This window comes from Hyalangium minutum (genome assembly GCF_000737315.1).
Taxonomy (GTDB): domain Bacteria; phylum Myxococcota; class Myxococcia; order Myxococcales; family Myxococcaceae; genus Hyalangium; species Hyalangium minutum.
Genome location: NZ_JMCB01000006.1, coordinates 994,756 through 1,013,974 on the forward strand (window position 1 = coordinate 994,756; position 19,219 = coordinate 1,013,974).

Here is a 19,219-nt window from a genome sequence, read left to right on the forward strand (position 1 = left end):
CCCATGCAAACTCAGGCTCTCTCCGAGCAGCTCTCTCCCTTCGTTCCCTGGACCTCCGAGGATCGCTCTCCGCTGGCGGAGGACGCCTCGGCTTCCAACAGCCCCTCGATCCTGGTGGATCTCCTGCGAGACCCCGCCGCCATCACCGAGCGGCTCCTGGATCCGCGGCGGCTCCAGGCCCTGGTGCTCGGCTCGGCCGGCATCATCGCCGGAGGCACCAGCTTCTTCGCCGCGGCGGCCACCATCGCGCGCGGCAAGGAGGCCTGGTGGGGCTCCGCCGCGCTGACGTCGCTCAACGTGCTCATGGCCCTGGCCGCGTCGCTCGGCCCCATCTACGCCACGGGCATCCTCCTGGCCGCCCGCGTCCCCCTGGCGCGGCTGGTGGCGGCGCTCCTGGCCGCGGCGGCCACGGGCTCACTGCTGCTCGCGGGGCTCGCCGCGCCCCTCTATCTGATGACGCGGCTCAGCGCCGAGTGGGCCGGGCCGATCATGCTCACCGCCTCGTTCCTGCTGGCCGGAGGCGCGGCGGGCGCGCGCATCCACCGGCTGCTCAGCCTCATGGCCGAGCATATTACTCGGCAGTCGCAGGGAGCCTCCGCCACGAGGCTCAGCGAGGGGGACGCCTTCCGCGTCGGCATCCTCGCGCGCATCTCCTGGATGATGTTGGCGTTCACCCTGGCCCTGGGCTTCTGGGCCTTCAACGCGCTGGGCTGAGGAGTGAGCCATGACGGCACTGTGGATTCTCGAGGCATACGTCGTGCTGGGCGTGGCGTCGGCGGTGCTCGTGCTCGTGCGCCGCGCGGGAGGACCCTTCGCGGTGCGCGCGGGGCAGGCGGTGGGCGCGCTCGTGCTGTGGCCCTTCATGCTCCCGGTGATGCTGTCGCCGGGGCAGGCCCTCCCGGGCGCGACGACAGAGCGCCGCAGCGAGCGGGCCCGGCGGCTGGATGAGGTGGCGGGCCAGCTCGAGGAGGGCTGGAGGCAAGTGTCCACGGAGAGCAAGTGGGCCACGGAGCCTGGCCGCGAGCACCAGCTCCTGGACCGCTTCATCCTCCGGCTGCGCTCCCAGCTGCGCCGCATCGAGGAGATGGAGGCCACGCTGCTCACCGCGCCCGTAAGCGTGAAAGAGCGGCTCTCCCGGCTTCACGAGCACGCCGTGACAGAGCTCGAGCACAGCATTGGGTTGGTGGAGGACCTGACGGCGCAGCTCACCCTGCTGCGCTTCTCGGACCTGGGCAACCCCGCCTCTTCCCATGTGGACAAAAGCCACATCGAGGAGTTGCTGTTGCGAATCGAAACACTCGCGGAGGCATCCCAACCTGCAGAGAGCCCGGCCGCAGCCCCCTCGGGCACGGTGGCTCGGGCCTAACACAGGGGTACGCCCCTGTACGCAGGAGGTCTGTCCCATGAATGGCCAGCGAAGACTTTTCAGAGCGATGAGCCCCACGCGCAGAATCCGCGCCTCCGACGTGTCGACCGGGCACGTGGGAGTGGGGCTCGACGTGTCGGGCGGAGGGCATGCCGTGCGCCGTGCCTCCGCGCGCCCCATGGCCTCCGAGTTGCAACATCTCCGTCCCAGCAACAGCGCTTCACGCAGGGAGTGGGAGATGTCCACGACGACGTTCGGTGATGCGATGGCGGGTTTCTCGGATGTGCTCTACGCGCGGGCCATGGAGCACATGGCCGACAAGCACAAACACTTGTTGGACGCCGGGAGCATGCGCGCCAACGCCCGAGCGGCCATGAGCTTCGAGGTGAAGCTGGCGAAGGGCGGCCTGGCGAACATCTCGGTCAAGCGGTACTGCGCCGGTTTCACCCTGCGTTGCACCACGTGGGTCGAGCTGCCGGACAAGCTCACCTGGATGTCTGGGTACCTTCACTCCAGTGATGGGGGCGGGGCGGACTTCGACCGCCTCCGCTCCGAGCAGCGCGTCCAGTTCGAGCTCAAGACGAGCATGTGGCGCAGCACGGAGCTGACCCTCCACCTGCGCACCAACCCCGCGCTGCCCGAGGGCACGGTGGTGAAGGTGCACATGGAGATCGACTACTGAGCAGGCCGCCGGGCCTATGTCCCGGCCGTCCGTGGCACGTGCGGACGGTCACCTGGACGCCTACTGGAGTCGCGGAGCGTTCATGCTCTACTTCCGCGCCTCACCATGCCCTTCCGAAGAAGCGTCGCGACGAAGCTGCTCGTCGCACTGTGCGCCGTCATCACCCTGGCTCTCGGGCTCCTCGGCTTCATTGCCAACCGCCATCTGTCGCAGGTGGCTGAAAAGGAGTCCACGCGCATCGCGGCCCAGCTGGCCGAGCACCACGCGGGGGTCATCAAGACCCGGCTCGATGAGGTGATGAGCGCCTCCAGGATTGTGGCGCAGGCGCTGCTGGCCCAGAAGGCCGGCGGGACGCCCGATCGACGCGTGGGCGAGGCGGTGCTCAAGAGAGTCCTCGAGGACAACCAGGACTTGCACGGCATCTGGACGGTGTGGGAGCCGGACGCGTTCGATGGGCGTGACAAGAGCTTCATGAACACGCCCGGCACGGACGCCACCGGGCGCTTTCTCCCCTTCTTCAACCGCGGCTCCGGGGACATCCATTTCGAGGCCAGCGTCGACTACGAGGGCACGACCCTGGGCGGGGCCAGCGACTACTACCTCCTGCCGCAGCGGAGCAGGGGAGAGGTCCTCTTGAACCCCTACAGCTATGTCATCGCCGGCAAGCCGACGCTGCTGACCAGCGCCGTCGTGCCGCTCCTGCTCGATGGCAAGTTCCTCGGGGTGGTGGGCGCGGACCGCTCGCTGGGCCAACTTCAGCAGGACGTCGCGAAGATCCGCCCCTACGACACGGGCTATGCGGTCCTGGTCTCGAACGACTTCCGGTACGTCGCCCATCCTTCGGAGCAGCTGCGTGCCAAGCCTCTGGGGAACTCGGACGCCGAGGCGGTGATGAAGGCGGCGATTTCGAGTGCCAGCGTGTCCACCCGCAGGGTCCACTCGGAGTTCTTGGGCGCTGACGCCCTCCTGGCGGTCATCCCATTCCAGGTCGGCCGGACGAAGACGCCGTGGGCGCTGGCTGTCTTCGTGCCGATGGCGCAGGTGCTCGCGGCAGCGGACGAGCTGCGCCAGTTCATCCTCCTGCTGGGCGTTGGCATGCTCGGAGGGCTGGGCATCGCGGTGGTCGTCGTGGTCCGCCGCGCCACCCAGCCCCTGGCGAGAATCTCCGAGGTGGCCAAGCGCATCGCGGAGGGGGACCTCACCGGGGAGCTCGAGCACCGCTCCCGGGATGAGATTGGCGCCCTGGCGGAGTCGTTCCGAGTGATGCAGCACCGGCTGGCGCAAGTCATCGGCGAGGTGCGCACGGGCGCCAGCGCGCTCTCCGCGGCCTCCGCGCAGCTGTCGACGATGTCCCAGGCGCTCTCCAACGGCACCAGCGAGCAGTCCGCCACCGCCGAGGAGGTGGCGGAGAACCTTCACCGCATGAGCGTCTCCATCACCCAGAACGCCGACAGCAGCCGCTACATCGAGGGGCTTGCGCTCAAGGGCGCCGCTGACGCCGGAGAGTGCGGCCGGGCCGTCTCGGAGACGGTGGAGGCGATGAAGCAGATCGCCTCGCGCATCTCCGTCATCGACGAGATCGCCTACCAGACGAACCTGCTGGCGCTCAACGCCACCATCGAGGCGGCGCGCGCGGGCGCGCATGGCCGGGGCTTCGCGGTCGTCGCGTCCGAGGTCCGCAAGCTCTCCGAGGGGAGCCAGACTTCGGCCAGGCAGATCATCGAGCTGGCGGCGAAGAGCGTGAAGATCGCCGAGCGCTCGGGGATGCTGCTCCGGGAGCTGGCCCCGTCCATCGACTCGACCGCGCACCGGATGAAGGACGTGGCCACCGTGTCTGGGGACCAGTCGTCCGGCGTGGCGCAGATCCACCGGTCGATGCTCAGCCTGAACCAGTCCACGCAGCAGAACGCCGCCTCCGCCGAGGAGCTGTCGAGCATGGCCGAGGAACTGGCGGCGCAGGCCGAGGGGCTCCATCAGCTCATGGGCTTCTTCACCGTGGAGGAGTCCCACCCCGCTCGGCCCACTCGGCCCGCATGAGCAAACCGTGAGGAAGAAATGAGCCGGCCTGGAAGCTTCCCGGGCCCTCCAGTGAGACCTTGCCGAGTGTCCCGGCCCCTTTGGGCCGGAAGCCCGGAGGACTCATGTCTCACACTTCCCTGCATCCCCTGACGCGCCGCACTTCGCCTCGAAAGCCCTCGAGCCCCCTCCTTTATATGGCGCTGCTCGCCCTGCTGTGTGGGACAGGGTGCGCAGCCCACCGGCCGCTCGAGGCGCCGATGTTGCCCGCGGCGTACGCGCTCGCGGAGACGGCGGTGGCGCCGGCCGAGCCGCCCATCCTCACGGAGAACCGCTTCAGCCGGGACAACGCGGGGAGCATTTCGGAGGAGTCGCTGCGCGAGGTGCTGGCCTCGCCGGTGTTCCTGGAGGAGAAGGCGCGGGTGGGCATCGTCCCGGTGCAGGGCTCGTACGCGCTGGACATGGACGTGCCGCTGCCGGCAGTGACGGCGGCGCTGGCCGAGGCGCTGGACAGCTCGGGCGAGTTCGAGCTGGCCAGCGAGGTGTCCACGGACTTCCCGGTGGACCGGGGCATCTCCGGCCTGCGCGAGCTGGCGGCGCGCTACCGCTGTGACTACCTGCTCATCTACCGGCACCGCTTCGTGGATGACAGCTACATGAACCCGGTGGCGTGGGGCTACCTCACGGTGCTGGGCGCGCTGTTCCTGCCGGGCCACACCCTGGAGAGCGCGGGCGTGCTGGAGGCCACGCTGTTCGATGTGAAGACGGGCACGCTGCTCTTCACGGTGAACGAGCGCGTGCATGATCAGCAGCGCGTCAACATGTGGCACAGCGAGCTGAAGACGCAGTGGATGAAGCGGAAGATGCTGGAGTCCTCGACGCAGAAGCTGGCGGATCAAGTGGTGGGGAAGATCCGCCGGCTGGTGGCGGCGCGCCCGGCCCCCGAGCGGAGGAGCTCGAAGGCGGTGGTATCGTCCCCGCCGGTGCCGGTGGAAGCGGCCGGGGTTCCGGTGACGGTCTCCACCACGGGCCTCTGAGAGCGAGAGGGACACCATGAAGACGCACCTGACGATGAAGAAGCTCGCGCTGGCCTCGCTCACGGTGGCCTCGGTGCTCGCCCTGGGGGCGGGCTGCGCCATGCGGGCTCCCGCGTATGAGCCGCCCCCGACGATGGAGGCCTCACCGCTCCCCCGCGGCGACAGCCCGGCGGACTTCTCCAAGCTCGCGGTGGTGAACGGCAAGCCGTTCGCGGACATGTACTTCAAGAGCTACGGGGTGAACCCCACCATCGACACGGAGGAGGAGAGCGTCTCCACCTTCTCGGTGGACGTGGACACGGCCTCGTACACGCTGGCGCGCTCGTACCTGGCGCGCGGCCACCTCCCGGAGGAGGAGGCCATCCGCGTGGAGGAGTTCATCAACGCCTTCAAGTACGACTACCCGGATCCGGGCGCTGCGCCCTTCGGGGTGCAAGTGGAGGCGTTCCCGTCTCCGAACCGCCGCGGCTACCACGTGCTGCACGTGGGCATCAAAGGCCGCGAGGTGAGCACCTCCGAGCGCCTGCCCGCCCACCTCGTCTTCACCATCGACGTGTCCGGCTCCATGGGCATGGAGAACCGGCTGGGGCTGGTGAAGCGCTCGCTGGCGCTGCTGGTGGAGCAGCTGGACGCGCGGGACTCGCTGGCCATCGTCGTGTACGGAGACAGCGCGCGCACGGTGCTCGAGCCCACGCGCGCCACGAACCGCTCGCGCATCCTCGCGGCCATCGACGCGCTGCAGCCGGAGGGCGCCACCAACGTCCAGGCTGGGCTCGAAGTCGCGTACGCCATCGCCGCCAGCCAGGTGCGCGAGGGCACCGTGAGCCGCGTCATCCTGTGCTCGGATGGCGTGGCCAACAGCGGGATTACAGGCGCGGATGCCATCTTCGAGTCCATCAAGGAGTACGCGCGGCGCGGCGTGCGGCTCACCACGGTGGGCTTCGGCATGGGCAACTACAATGACGTGCTGATGGAGCGGCTGGCGCAGCAGGGCGATGGGCAGTACGCGTACGTGGACCAACTGCCGCAGGCCCGGCGCCTCTTCGTGGAGCAGCTCACCGGCACGCTGCAGCTCATTGCCCGGGATGTGAAGGTGCAGCTGGAGTTCGACAAGGCGGTCATCTCCCGCTACCGGCTCATCGGCTTCGAGAACCGGCTGCTGAACAAGGAGGACTTCGCCAACGACAAGGTGGACGCGGGCGACATCGGCGCGGGCCACACCGTCACGGCGCTGTATGAGGTGAAGTTCCGGGATGCCCAGGCGCTCACGGCGCCCGCGCTCGCCACGCTGCGCATCCGCTACAAGGACCCGGGCACCCTGCTGGAGGCGGGCAGCTCTGAGAAGGTGGAGAAGGCGCTGCCCACGGCCATTGTCCGCCAGAGCCTGGAGGCGGCCGCGGGGCCGACGCAGCTGTCCCTGGTGGTGGCGCTGTTCGCGGAGAAGCTGCGCGGCTCGTACTGGGCTCGCAACGTCTCCTATGCGGACCTGCTGCGGCTGTGGAGCCAGCTGCCCGAGCGCATCCGCGCCCGCGAGGATGCGGGCGAGCTGCGGCAGCTCATCCAGCAGGCGCGCTCGTATGACAAGCGCGGGGACAAGTTCGAGAAGATGACGCCCGTGGCGGAGATGGACTTCGACCGCGTGCCGGTGGTGCGCTAATCGTGCCCCTTCCATGCTCCCGAGTCTCGCCAAGCTGGTCGAGGACGCCAGGCGGACGCTGAGCCGGAGTCCGACGCATCCTGTCCCCGTTCCGAGTGGAACAGGCCTGTCCGTTTGGGGCTCCTGCGCCGCGAAGACAGTCCTCCGCCTAGGGTGCGTCACAACACGCGGGCGGCGCGGGCCTCCTCCAGCGTGTACTCCTGCATCATGGTACCGAAGGGGCCTGTCTTCTGGATGAGCCACGCGCAAGAGCCCTGCGGCATGTAGAAGTCCTCCTCGAAGGGAGCCAGCCCCAGGTGGCGCAGGTAGTCCTTGAGCATCTCAAAGGTGAAGCGGTCCCTTACCCGGCGCTCCTGGTACTTCTCCACCTGCTCGAAGGGGAAGGGCTCACCTTCCTGGTCGAAGACCCAGCGGCCTCCATCATTGGAAGCGCTCAGGGCGCGCACATAGTTGTGGATCTTCCCCGGCTGCTCCGGGCCGAACACATCCAGCATGACGGCACCATAGCGGCCTTGGTCCCCGCGCAGCGTGTGGGGCACGGCGACCACCCGCAGGCACCGGATGCTCAACCTCCGGGCCATGGAGCGCATGGGGCTGGCGGCATCCGTCCCGGTCCACTGGCTGGAGACATAGGCTGTCCAGGCGCTGCGCGTCGGGATGAACAGGTGCCGCTGGGTTTCTCCACCGTTCAGGGGCAGCAGGCTGGAGAGAACTTGCTCCAGGGTGCCCGAGACGGGGAGCACCTCCACGGTGATGCCACGAGGCGTCATCACCTCTCTCTCCCACGTGGCGAAGGCTTGCGCCGCCTGCTCCGCCCCCAACTCCAGAAAGCCCATCGTCGAGGTGACAGGCGCCCAGCGGTCCTCCAGCAGCAGACCCTTCATCTCTTGCGTCATTCAGGCTCGCCTCATTCCTCGGGGATGATGATCCGGATGATGATGGCTTTGGGGTCGTTGTTGGTGAGGCGCGACTGGTGTGCAGGGCCACGGCCCGAGGTGGGTGAGTCGTACTCCACCTGATAGCGCTGGCCCTGATAATCGAATTGCAGATCCGGCCGATTGATTCCCACGCGCTGACCATTCTTGAGCGTCAGTTGCTGCTGGTTCACCCGAATGTTCTCGGCGTGTAGCACGTCCTCCAGGTACTTGATGTCCTCCTGGAGTTGAGCATTCTGCCTGGGGCTGGGGCTAATGGGACGGGTCGTCGGGCGTAGGCCTGGCACCTTCGGCTTGACGGTGACGTCCTGACGCAAGCGTGGGCCGGCTGGCACCTGCGGCGTTGGGTTCTTGCCCGTGAGCGCTTGAGCCAGTTCGGGTGAGGGCGCGAGGGTGCCCGGCGCCGGAGGGAGCGGTGCTGGCGCCGGAGCGGGTTCTGGAGCAGGCGCCACAGCTCTCGGCGGAGCGAGTGGAGCCTCCACCCTGCCAGGGCCCACCGGCTCCACCGGCTCCGGGACACCCCACCCGGGCACCGGCCGCGTGGCGGTCATCAACTTCCCAGCGGCCACTCCCACCGCAAGCGCTGTGAAGAACTCCTGGGCCGCGCCGAGCCGGGACACCTCCTGCTCGGTGAACATCTCCTGGCCACTGCCCATCTGCCACCCGCGCTCCAGCGCGAAGTGCAGCGGGTTGACATCCCTCGCCAGCCCATACACCCCCAGCAAGGCCTGAAGGGTGGCTGGGTGAGTCATGAAGTAGTGCTTGACGATTCTCCGCCGGTTCTCCCAGTGGGCATATCCCTCGGCGGCGGCGGCTCCCGTGCCCAGGCGCCGCTCCATGTCCTCGCGCTGCTCGGGGGTGAGGCGCTGTGGCGTCACCAACGGCCACATGCGGAGAGCCTCGGGCACCGTCTCCGCGCTCATGGCCTCGGCGTACTTGCGCTCCCACTGCGACAGCGGGTGGCTCCAGTGAGCCATGTCCTCCCAGGGGCCCGAGTTCCACCAGGCCTGGACGGCCCCGGGCTTCTGGAGCAGGAGAATCTGCTGAATCACGTCCCGCTCTGCGAAGGCGGTGAGCGCCACCTGCGAAGCAGCGGGCTCAAGCCCCGCCGTCCTCGCCTCCGCCGCGGAGGAGGGGCCTGGCTCACGTGGCGGCAAGGCGCCTTGTGGACTCTGGGCGGATTGCTGCGCCCACGGGCGCTGAGGCGGGGCGAGGGCAGGCGTGCGGGACGGTGCGCCGAAGCCGAAGAGAAGACCCACCCCGAGGGAGAACACTCCTTCGCCTTGCGCGAAGCGGGAGGGCGGGAACGCGTACACGCCCGAAAGGCCCACCTCCAGCCCGATGCCGCCACGGATGGCGTGCACTCCGGCTTCGCCGCCAGCGCGCAGCCGGGGAGGCCACCAGGAGCGGGGGGTAACTGCCGCTCCACCGAGGGCCTTGAAGTACAGCGGCCCCTCCCCCGTGAAGCGCGCCACCGCGTCGGTGGACAGCTCCCACGCTCCGGCGGAGGTGGCTGGGGGCAGCAAGCTCCAGCGCGCCCCGAGCCCCTGGCCTGCTTCCGACAAGCCCCACAGGCTCACGCTGTACGAGGTGCGCGGTGCCCACGCGCTACCCAGTGCAGCGCCCCGGGAAACCTCTGCCCCCACCACGGCCCGCATCTGGCTCGTCTCGTCAGAGGCCTGTGCCCCGGGCGAGGCCAAGACGGCCAGCAACAAGAGGCTGACAGCCGCATGCCACCGCGAGGGTTGGCGCGCTCCCGGGCCCCTCATTCGGCAAACCCTTCGAGGGCGGTGCCTCCGGCGCTGGCGCCGAGCAACACAAGGGACAGCGCTCCGGCCTTCCAGAGAAGCCTCTGCCACGGCCAGCATGTGTCACCCCTTCATGCGAGGAGGTGATCAGGTTAGAGGGCCGCCACGGAGAAGAGGAGGATCCGCCGGGTGGCACCCGTGCTTCGGCTCCAGCTCCCTTGTCGAAGCTGTTGGGGAGGGTGACGGGGCCGGGATTCTCGATGGCGGCGAGGGCTGCGCGTAACAGGGAGTAGAAGAGCGCGGCCACCTCGGTGCCTCGTTGGGAGAAGCTTGCCGCCCTGGAGGAATTCCTCTCCTACGAGTCCTTCAAAGAACTTCGCCTGCAGGTGCTGCCCCATCGGCGGGATTTCTTGTCGCCGGAGGATCCCGGGGCCGCTGTCCGGATAGCGGGGCCCGGAATTTGGTCCGAACGATGGGGTCCACCTCAGCTATCAGCCGCCATGTCGTGGCGACGGCGGGCCACTGCATCTGCAAGCGCAGGCAGGGAGCGTCGCCTGGTCAAGGGAGTCAAGCCATCATTGACGCGTCAGCCTGTTTCGAGGGCGCGAAGGTGGAGACGGTCTTCTATAAACCCCCGGTCGAGGAAGGGGCCCGGAATTTGGTCCGAACGATGGGGTCGCGGGGGAAGATCTACAAGGGCAGGGCCCGACCGCACCCCGCGTTGAAGGTCATGCTCGATGAACAGGGTCGCGTCATGTCGAGCCGTGCGGATCTCGCCCTCATCTTTCTGGAGAAGCCCCTGGAGTCTCCGGGCATTCCTCTGGCTGATGAGGACACCCGGGTGGGTGACTCCGTCATCATCGCGGGATATGGCTACGACGAAGTCGCTGACGTGTTCGGCTGGGAGCGCCGCTTCTGCACCAACAAGATCACCCGGCTCTCGCTGACGGAGGATGAGCGGATCCTGATTGAGCAGCCGGGAGGGCATCAGTACAGGCAGGACAGTGGCGGACCCTGTCTTCGCCAGGGAGAGAAGGGGCCCGAGATTGTGGGGATCTCCAGCCGCTGGCTTGGAGAAGGAGCCGCCTGCACGAGCATTCATGGCCACCTTGATTGGCTGCGCGAGGAAGTCCGTCGTGCGGAAACACCTGATTGAGGAAGGACGGTCGAACGATGACTCGATGGCAGGTGGCAGTCATCTGACGCTGCCTGACTGCACAGGGGTGCTGGTTGCGCCTCGCGTTGTCGTGACGGCCGGCCACCCCCTAAAGGCTGGGCATCTTCCGGGAGCCTCTGGGTATGATGGAGCCTCGACCCAAGAGGGGGGCTTGACGCGAGATGGTGCCTCGGACGGCCTTGGTGAGGAACAATGTGCAGGTTCTGGGCAAGGGCCAGAGCCTGATCATGTTTGCCCACGGTTTTGGGAGCACGCAGGCCGTCTGGCAGGCGCAGGTGCAAGCCTTCGCGGAGACGCACCGCATCCTCCTGTTTGATCACGTGGGCGCCGCAGGCGGCAACCTGGCGGCCTACAGCCCCTACCGCTATGCGAGCGTGGAGGGCTACGCCGCGGACATGCTCGAGGTTCTGGAGGCGGTGGACGCCCGAGACGTCATCTATGTCGGGCACTCCATGAGCGGCATGGTGGGGTTGCTGGCGGGACTGGCCCGGCCCGAGCTCTTCCGGGGCATGGTCTTCATCAGCTCCTCGCCTCGCTACCTCAACGCTCCAGGCTATGTGGGAGGCTTCGAGCGGGCGGACCTGGATGCGCTCTATGCCTCCATGGAGGCGGACTTTGGCGCCTGGGCCAGTGGCTTTGCCCGGGCCGTGGTGGGCTCGTCCGCCACGCCCGAGCTGGCGGAGTCCTTCGCACGGTCGCTCGGCTCGCTCCGCCCCGATGTGGCGCTCGGCGTGGCGCGCGTCATCTTCGAGGCGGATCTGCGAGAGAAGGTGCCCAAGCTCTCGCTGCCCACCTGGATCCTCCAGCCGCGCAGCGACCTGGCCGTGCCTCGCGAGGTGGGGAGCTATCTGGCGCACCACCTCCCTCAGGGCCAACTCGTCGTCGTGGACAGCGAGGGGCACCTGCCCCACCTCACCTCTCCTGGCCAGGTCAATGCCATCCTGGCGGAGATCCTCTCGGAACTCTGAGCGCCATGGCGGAAGCGTCTCCATCGCCCGGCGAGCGCTCACTGCCAGAGTGGGTGGCTGCCGCCGTGGCGGCGCTCTCCCCCAGGGATGGGAAGCAGCTGGAGCGCGTGCTGGAGGTCGCCCGGAGCGCCTGTGGGGCGGACCTGGCGCTGGCGCTTCGCCGGGTGGATGCCGTCACGCTCTTCGAGCTGGGAGGCGCGCCCGCTCAACATCCGAGCCTGCCTCCGGTGGGAGAGTCCCTCTTCCGGGGCGTGCTGGGCGGGCAGGGCTGCTCCTTCTTCGAGCCCGAGCAGGCTGAGCCAGGGTGGCCTTACTCCCTTCGCGGGGCGGTGGCGCTCGTGCCCTGGGAGTCCGTGGAGGAGCGGCGCGGCGCCGTGCTGCTCGTGCGCCGGGGCACCCAGTCCTTCTCTCCGGACGAGCGCGGCCGGCTCGAGGCCCTGTGTGGGCTGCTGGTCACCGTCGCCCGCGAGAGTGACTTGGAGCGCCTGACGGCCGGGCTGCGCGAGCGGGTGGAGGCCATCTCTCACGCGCTCCCCTGCGGGCTCATCTTCCTGAACCCGCAGGAGGCCGAGGCATGGCTGAACGAGCCCGCGGCCGAGCTGCTCGGGCTCCCGGCGGGCAAGGCGCCCGCGCACCTCGTTGCCCAGGCCATGGCCGCGCTGCGCGAGCGCGCCGTGAACCGCCAGGAGCTGGAGGTGAAGCTGGAGCACCTGTTCCGGGGAGGTGCCTCGGAGCTTCGGGACGTGCTGTGGCGCTTCGAGAACCCTCACCGCATCTTCTCCGTGTCCTGCGTGCTGGCCAGCCGAGGGCCCACGCGCGGCCGGCTCTGGGCCTTCCTCGACGTCACCCAAGCCCAGGACACGCTCGCGCTGCTGGAGCAGCAGAACCTCGCGCTGGAGGCCGCCCGGCGCGAGGCGGACGCTGCCAACGCCGCCAAGTCCCAGTTCCTGGCCACCATGAGCCACGAGATTCGCACGCCCATGAACGGGGTGCTCGGCATGACTCACCTCCTGCGGCGCACGCCCCTGTCCCAGGAGCAGCAGGAGTACGTGGACGTCATCCACACCAGCGGCGAGGCGCTGCTGACGATCATCAACGACATCCTCGACTTCTCGAAGATCGAAGCGGGTGCCCTGGAGCTCGACAGCGCGGCGTTCTCGCTGCGGCAGACCCTGGACGAGTGTGTGCGTCTGCTGAGCCCCTCGGCCGAGGCGCGGGGGCTGTACTGCCGCCAGGAAGTCGAGCCCACCGTGCCGGACACGCTGGTGGGCGATCGGATGCGGCTGCGGCAGATCCTCCTCAACCTCGTGGGCAATGCGCTGAAGTTCACGCACCAGGGCGGAGTGACTGTCCACGTGTCGCGAGGCGAGGCGCCAGCCTCGGGCCTGCCCTCCGAGGTGCGGGTGTGCTTCGCCGTGAGCGACACGGGCATCGGCATTCCCGCCGAGCGCATGGATCGGCTCTTCCGCACCTTCAGCCAGGTGGACTCCTCCACCAGCCGCCACTATGGGGGAACGGGCCTGGGGCTCGTCATCAGCCAGCGCCTCGCGCAGATGATGGAGGGCCACATCCACGTGCGGAGCACCGAGGGCGTGGGCTCCACGTTCACGCTCGAGGTGGTGCTGCAAGAGGGCTCGGAGGCCTCGCTCCCGCCCCGCACCGAGGTGGACGAGAGCCTGGGTGCCCGCCACCCGCTGCGCGTCCTCCTGGTGGAGGACAACCCCATCAACCAGAAGGTGAACCTGCGCGTCTTCCAGCGCCTGGGCTACGAGGCGCACGTGGTGGGCAACGGGCTGGAGGCGCTCGCGGCCATGCGGGAGGCGGCCTATGACGTGGTCTTCATGGACGTCCACATGCCGCGCCTGGACGGCCTGGAGGCGGCCCGGCGGGTGCGCGCCGATGCGGCGGAGTACGGGTCGCCGTACATCGTCGCCATGACGGCGAGCGCGGTGAAGGGAGATCGCGAGCGCTGCCTCCAGGCGGGGATGAACGACTACGTGGCCAAGCCCGTGGAGTTCCCGATGCTCGCCGCGGCCTTGGAGCGGGCCGCCTTCGCCAGGGCCCAGGGGCTCTCTCTCTCTCTCTCTCCTGCTCCGCTGCAGGAACTCGCCTCCCCGGAGCCATCCTCCGCCAACGAGGCGCCGGTGCTCCAGAGGGAGATCCTCCAGCGGCTGGAGCTGCTCGTCGGCAACAACCGGGAGGAGCTCGGTACATTGACGCGGGACTTCCTGAAGAACGCCCGTAAGCACCAGGAGGCCCTGCTCCAAGGCGTCCTGGACAGGGACGCGCGGGCGTTGGGGGAGCATGCCCACAGCCTCCGGTCGAGCGCGGCGCTCTTTGGGGCCTCCCAGCTGTCGCGCTTCTGCGAGGAACTCGAACAGTGCGCGGAGGCGGGCTTCTCGGATCAGCTGAAGGCGCTGGCCAAGTCTACGGCGCAAGCTTTCGAGCAGGCGCGGGCGGCGCTCGAGGAGGCCGTGCCCGAGGCCTGTCCCGCGCGGAGCTGAGCCCGGGAGTGGGTGGATCTGAGAAGGTTCCTTCGATTCCCTGTAGAGTCACCGCCCGCTCGGCATGAGCCGGCGTGGGAGGTGCCGCACGATGCACGGTATCGGGACAGCGCTCTGCCTCTTCATTGTCGCCGAACACGTGGCCTTCATGGTCCTGGAGATGGTCTTCTGGCAGAAGCCGCTGGGCCGGGCCCTCTTCAAAAGGTCGGTCGAGGAAGCGCGGACCTCCGCGAGCCTGGCCGCGAACCAGGGGCTCTACAATGGCTTCCTCGCCGCTGGGCTGGCGATGGCGGTCTTTCTGGGCGAGGGCCGCTTCACGGCGTTCTTCCTGGCCTGCGTCGTGGTGGCGGGAACCTTCGCGGGCATCACGGTGAGCCGCGGCATCTTCTTCGTCCAGGCAGCGCCGGCCCTCCTCGCGGGCCTCGTGCTGTTCGTCTCATAGAGCGATAGCGCCGTGACCCACCCCACCATCGAGCGCCACGCGCGCCATGTGAACCCCGCCTTCGTGAAGCTGCTGGGAGTGCTCGGCTATGGCCGGGTGTTTACGCGGGCGCGGGATGTGTGGCTCTGGGATGATCAGGAGCGGCAGTACCTCGACTTCCTGGCGGGGTTCGGCTCGGTGAACCTGGGCCACAACCACCCGAGGCTCATGGCGCGGCTGCAGCGCTTCCTGGCCGAGGACGCGCTCCACTTCTGCCACGTGGGCCTGACGGAGCACTCGGCGCTGCTGGGCGAGGCACTCTGCCAACGGCTCGATGCTCCGCTGGAGGTGGTGCTGCTGGCGTCCAGCGGCGGCGAGGCGGTGGAGGCCGGCATGAAGCTGGCCCGCGCGGCCACGCGGCGCTCGGCCTTCGTGTTCTGCGAGGGAGGCTTTCACGGGACGAGCTTCGGCACGCTCTCGATGATGGGCTCCGAGCGCATGCGCAAGCCCTTCGAGCCGCTGCTCGCGGGTTGCCACCGCGTGCCCTTCGGGGACCTGGAGGCACTGGAGCGGGTGCTCCGGCGCGAGAAGGTCGCGGCGTTCGTGGTGGAGCCGCTGCTGGCCGAGGGCGGCGTCGTCTCTCCGCCTCCGGGGTATTTAAAGGAGGCACAGGCGCTGTGCCGCAAGCACGGGGCCCTGCTGGTGCTGGACGAGGTGCAGACGGGGCTGGGCCGCCTGGGCCGGCGCTTCGCGTACCAGGGCCAGGGCTTCGTGCCGGATGTGCTGGTGCTGGCCAAGGCGCTGAGCGGCGGAGCGGTGCCGGTGTCCGCGGCCATCACCTCCACGGAGATTCACGGGCGCGCCTACGGAGGGACGGAGCGGTTCGATCTGCACAGCACCACGTTCGGTGGCAACGCGCTGGCGTGCACGGCGGCCATGGAGACGCTGGCCATCGTGGATGACGAGGGGCTCGTGGCGAACGCCGCCGCGAGAGGGACCGAGCTGCTGGAGGGCCTGCGGAAGCGGCTCGCGGGGCATCCGCTGGTGCGGGAGATCCGCGGCGAGGGATTGCTGGTGGGCGTGGAGCTGGGGCCCACCGAGAGCGGGCTGCTCAACCGCCTGGTTCCGAGCCTGGTGGGACAGGTGTCGGAGAAGGTCTTCGGACAGTGGGCGGCGCTGCGGCTGTTGGAGGAGGGCATCGTGTGCCAGCCAGCCTCGCACCGGTGGGACGTGCTGCGGCTGGAGCCGCCGCTGACGGTGAAGTCCGAGGAGATTCAGCGGGTGGTGGATGCGGTGGCGCGCATCCTGGGGGACTACACGGGGCTGGTGCCGCTGCTGCGCGATGTGGTGGCGAGGGTGGGCGAGCAGCGCAAGCGGGAAGGAGCGTTCCGATGAGCCTGGCCGAGCTTCGGCGGGACGCGCGCTTCGCGGCGGGGTTGGTGGCGCGGCGGCCCTTCCAGGTGCTGGTGCAGGTGACGAACCGCTGCAACGCCACGTGCTCCTTCTGCGACTTCTGGCCCAACGGCGCGCACCCTCGCGAGGAGCTGACGGCGGACGACTTCCGCAAGCTGTCGGCCGAGCTGGCGAAGATCGGCACATTCCTCATCTCCATCGAAGGCGGGGAGCCGTTCGTCCGGCAGGACCTGGTGGAGATCGTCCGGGCGTTTGGAGAGCACCACGTGCCGCTGCTGTACACGAACGGTTGGTTCGTGACCGAGGAGAAGGTGAAGGCGCTGTTTGCGGCGGGACTGGCGCAGGTGGGCGTGTCCATCGACTACTCGGAGGCGGCGCGGCACGACGCCAAGCGCGGACTGAAGGGCGGCACGGAGCGGGCGTGGCAGGCGGTGGACCTGTTCCGGAAGCACGCGCCGCACGGGAACCGTCAAGTGCACGTGATGACGGTGCTGATGCGCGACAACCAGAACGACTTGGAGGCGCTGCTAAAGCAGAGCGCCGCGCATGACGTGGGCCACTGCCTGACGCTGATCTCCACGCAGGGGTACCGGCGCGGGAAGGACTCGCCGGACGGTGTGCCGGACGTGTCGCTGTCACCGCAACTGCTGTCGCTGTGGAAGCAGTACCCGCACTTCCGCATGTTCCGCGACTACCTGGGGAGCGTGGACACGTTCCTCGCGGACCGAAGCCAGCTCCCGGCGTGCCAAGCGGGGACGCAGAGCTTCAACATCGATCACCTGGGGAACGTGTCCCCGTGCATCGAGAAGATCGATCGCCGGTTCGGGAACGTGCGGGACGAGCCGCTGGCGGCCATCCTCCAGCGTATGCGCGAGGGCGGGACGGCGCGGGGCTGCCAGGACTGCTGGACGCTCTGCCGGGGCTTCAACCAGAGCCTCGGGCAGGGGGGCACACTGAAGGGCTGGATGGACCTGAGCACGCGCATGCGCTCGGCGTGAGGTGCCGCGCGCTCAGGCTTGGGGCCCAGGAGCTACTGGATCGACCTTACCCATTGCTTCGCTGGCTTGAACTCGGTGGAGGAAGCCGGGGAGGAGAGTTTGAGAGGGGGCCAGCGGCGCCGCTGCTGAAGCTCATCCACGAGGCTGCGGCTCGTTGCCTCACCTGCTTCCTCACGCGGGAAGGTGGAGCAGCGCGCTAGATGCAACCCAGCAGGCAGGACAGTGGCAGCGGCGCGGCGTTACGTGGGGAGGGAGCAGGGACGTGGCGAGCGCCCAGGCGTCAGCGTCGGGCGCGAGGCTGCCCCCGCAGGGGGGCTGGAGGTGAAGCACGGGCGCCGCCCGGCGGATCCTCCTCTTCTCCGTGGCGGCCCTCTAGCCTGATCACCTCCTCGCATGAAGGGGGTGACACATGCTGGCCGTGGCAGAGGATTCTCTGGAAGGCCAGAGCGCTGTCCCTTGTGTTGCTCGGCGCCAGCGCCGGAGGCGCCGCCCTCGAAGGGCTTGCCGAATGAGGGGCCCGGGAGCGAGTCAGCCCTCGCGGCTCCATGCGGCTGTCAGCCTCTTGCTCATGGCAGTCTTCGCCGCGCCCGGGGCGCACGCCTCCGGAGAGACAAGCCAGATGCGGGCCGTTGTGGGGGCGGGTATCTCTCAGGGCACCGCGCTGGGCAGCCCCTGGGCGCCGCGCACCTCGTACAGCGTGAGCCTGTGGGGCCTGTGGGAAGCAGGCCAGGGGGTGGGGGCGCGCTTGACGTTGCTGCCCCCGGCCACCTCCGCCGGAGCGTGGGAGCTGTCCACGGACGCGGTCGCGCGCTTCACGGGTGAGGGGCCGCTGTACTTCAAGGCCCTCGGTGGAGTGGCCGTCACCCCCCGCCCCTGGTGGCCTCCGCGGCTGCGCGCCGGGGGCGAAGTCGGGGTGCACGCCATCCGTGGAAGCATTGGCCTGGAGGTGGGCGTTGGTGGCGTGTACTCGTTCCCGCCCTCGCGGCTCTCGCAAGGCGAAGGGGTGCTCTCCCTCGGGGTGGGAATCCTCTTCGGCTTCGGCACACCGTCCCGCACGCCTGCTCTCGTCCCGCCTCAGCGCCCGTGGGCGCAGCAGTCCGCTCACAGTCCACAAGGCGCCTTGCCACCACGTGGCCCAGGCTCCTCATCCGCAGCGGAGGCGAGGACGGAGGGGCTTGCGCCCGCTGCTTCGGAGGTGGCGCTCACCCCCTTCGGAGAGCGGGACGTGATTCAGCAGATTCTGCTGCTCCAGAAACCCGGGGCCGTCCAGTCCTGGTGGGCCTCGGGCCCCTGGGAGGACATGGCTCACTGGAGCCACCCGCTGTCGGAGTGGGAGCGCAAGTACGCCGAGGCCATGAGCGCGGAGACGGTGCCCGAGGCCCTCCGCATGTGGCCGCTGGTGACGCCCGAGCGCTTCACCCCCGCGCAGCGCGAGGACATGGAGCGGCGCCTGGGCACAGGAGCCGCCGCCGCCGAGGGGTATGCCCACTGGGAGAACCGGCGGAGAATCGTCAAGCACTACTTCATGACGCACCCAGCAACCCTTCAAGCCTTGCTGGGGGGGTATGGGCTGGCGAGGGATGTCAACCCGCTGCACTTCGCGCTGGAGCGCGGGTGGCAGATGGGCAGTGGCCAGGAGATGTTCACCGAGCAAGAGGTGTCCCGGCTCGGCGCGGCCCAGGAGTTCTTCACGGCGCTGGCGGTGGGAGTGGCCGCTGGGAAGTTGATGACCGCCACGCGGCCGGTGCCCGGGTGGGGTGTCCCAGAGCCGGTGGGCCCTGGCAAGGTGGAGGCTCCGCCCGCTCCGGCGAGAGCTGTGGCGCCTGCTCCAGAACCCGCTCCGGTGCCAGCACCGCTCCCTCCGGCGCCGGGCACCCTCGCGCCCTCACCCGAACTGGTTCAAGCGCTCACGGGCAAGAACCCAACGCCGCAGGTGCCCGCCGGCCCACGCTTGCGTCAGGACGTCACCGTCAAGCCGAAGGTGCCAGCCCTACTCGAGACAACCCGTCCCATTAGCCCCAGCCCCAGGCAGAATGCTCAACTCCAGAGGGATATCGAGTATGTGAAGAATGAGCTACTCGCCGAGAACATTCGGGTGAACCAGCAGCAACTCACGCTGGAGAACGGCCAGCGCGTGGGAATCAACAGGCCGGACCTGCAATTCGATTACAAGGGCCAGCGCTATCATGTGGAGTACGACTCACCCACCTCGGGCCGTGGTCCTCGCCACCAGTCGCGCCTCACCGCCAACGACCCGGAAGCCATCATCATCCGGATCATCATGCCTGAGGAATGAG

The 19,219-nt window shown here is 68.8% G+C and carries 15 protein-coding genes; 13 read left to right on the forward strand and 2 right to left on the reverse strand.

The window, feature by feature from the left end:
• Positions 1–3: 3 nt before the first annotated feature.
• From DB31_RS19475 to DB31_RS19500, 6 genes are all read left to right on the forward strand, one after another.
• Complete coding sequence (locus DB31_RS19475) at positions 4–714, forward strand: hypothetical protein (protein ID WP_044189709.1); 711 nt, start codon at positions 4–6, stop codon at positions 712–714.
• A 10-nt stretch (positions 715–724) separates the two neighbouring features.
• A complete protein-coding gene (locus DB31_RS19480; RefSeq protein ID WP_044189710.1) occupies positions 725–1,366 on the forward strand; it encodes a hypothetical protein in 642 nt (213 codons plus the stop codon).
• 238 nt (positions 1,367–1,604) lie between these two features.
• Complete coding sequence (locus DB31_RS19485) at positions 1,605–2,048, forward strand: hypothetical protein (protein WP_157232061.1); 444 nt, start codon at positions 1,605–1,607, stop codon at positions 2,046–2,048.
• Between the two features lie 105 nt (positions 2,049–2,153).
• Positions 2,154–4,085 carry a methyl-accepting chemotaxis protein gene (locus tag DB31_RS19490; protein WP_044189712.1) on the forward strand — a complete coding sequence of 644 codons (1,932 nt, stop codon included), beginning with the start codon at positions 2,154–2,156 and terminating at the stop codon, positions 4,083–4,085.
• A 104-nt stretch (positions 4,086–4,189) separates the two neighbouring features.
• Entirely contained in the window at positions 4,190–5,101 is a 912-nt protein-coding gene (locus DB31_RS19495; RefSeq protein WP_157232062.1) for a hypothetical protein, read from the forward strand.
• 16 nt (positions 5,102–5,117) lie between these two features.
• A complete protein-coding gene (locus tag DB31_RS19500) occupies positions 5,118–6,758 on the forward strand; it encodes a vWA domain-containing protein (protein WP_083968460.1) in 1,641 nt (546 codons plus the stop codon).
• 158 nt (positions 6,759–6,916) lie between these two features.
• Here the strand turns inward: DB31_RS19500 and DB31_RS19505 are convergent, their stop codons facing one another.
• Positions 6,917–7,654 (reverse strand): hypothetical protein, encoded by a 738-nt coding sequence (locus tag DB31_RS19505; RefSeq protein WP_044189716.1) that lies wholly within the window; start codon positions 7,652–7,654, stop codon positions 6,917–6,919.
• Between the two features lie 11 nt (positions 7,655–7,665).
• Positions 7,666–9,462, reverse strand: coding sequence for a hypothetical protein (locus DB31_RS19510; protein ID WP_157232063.1), 1,797 nt, complete (start codon positions 9,460–9,462; stop codon positions 7,666–7,668).
• 709 nt (positions 9,463–10,171) lie between these two features.
• On the opposite strand from DB31_RS19510, the gene DB31_RS19515 reads away from it, so the two are divergent.
• From DB31_RS19515 to DB31_RS19545, 7 genes are all read left to right on the forward strand, one after another.
• Positions 10,172–10,597: a trypsin-like serine peptidase gene (locus DB31_RS19515; protein WP_157232064.1), complete on the forward strand. Its 426-nt coding sequence runs from the start codon at positions 10,172–10,174 to the stop codon at positions 10,595–10,597.
• A gap of 203 nt (positions 10,598–10,800) precedes the next feature.
• Complete coding sequence (locus tag DB31_RS19520; RefSeq protein ID WP_240486767.1) at positions 10,801–11,586, forward strand: alpha/beta fold hydrolase; 786 nt, start codon at positions 10,801–10,803, stop codon at positions 11,584–11,586.
• A 5-nt stretch (positions 11,587–11,591) separates the two neighbouring features.
• Positions 11,592–14,090: a hybrid sensor histidine kinase/response regulator gene (locus DB31_RS19525; protein ID WP_052420097.1), complete on the forward strand. Its 2,499-nt coding sequence runs from the start codon at positions 11,592–11,594 to the stop codon at positions 14,088–14,090.
• Between the two features lie 91 nt (positions 14,091–14,181).
• A complete protein-coding gene (locus DB31_RS19530; RefSeq protein WP_044189724.1) occupies positions 14,182–14,532 on the forward strand; it encodes a DUF1304 domain-containing protein in 351 nt (116 codons plus the stop codon).
• Positions 14,533–14,544: 12 nt separating this feature from the next.
• Positions 14,545–15,906 (forward strand): aspartate aminotransferase family protein, encoded by a 1,362-nt coding sequence (locus DB31_RS19535; protein ID WP_044189726.1) that lies wholly within the window; start codon positions 14,545–14,547, stop codon positions 15,904–15,906.
• Entirely contained in the window at positions 15,903–16,922 is a 1,020-nt protein-coding gene (locus tag DB31_RS19540; protein WP_044189728.1) for a radical SAM/SPASM domain-containing protein, read from the forward strand. Before DB31_RS19535 ends, DB31_RS19540 begins: the two co-directional genes overlap by 4 nt.
• A gap of 619 nt (positions 16,923–17,541) precedes the next feature.
• Positions 17,542–19,218 carry a hypothetical protein gene (locus tag DB31_RS19545; RefSeq protein ID WP_044189730.1) on the forward strand — a complete coding sequence of 559 codons (1,677 nt, stop codon included), beginning with the start codon at positions 17,542–17,544 and terminating at the stop codon, positions 19,216–19,218.
• Position 19,219: the final 1 nt, after the last annotated feature.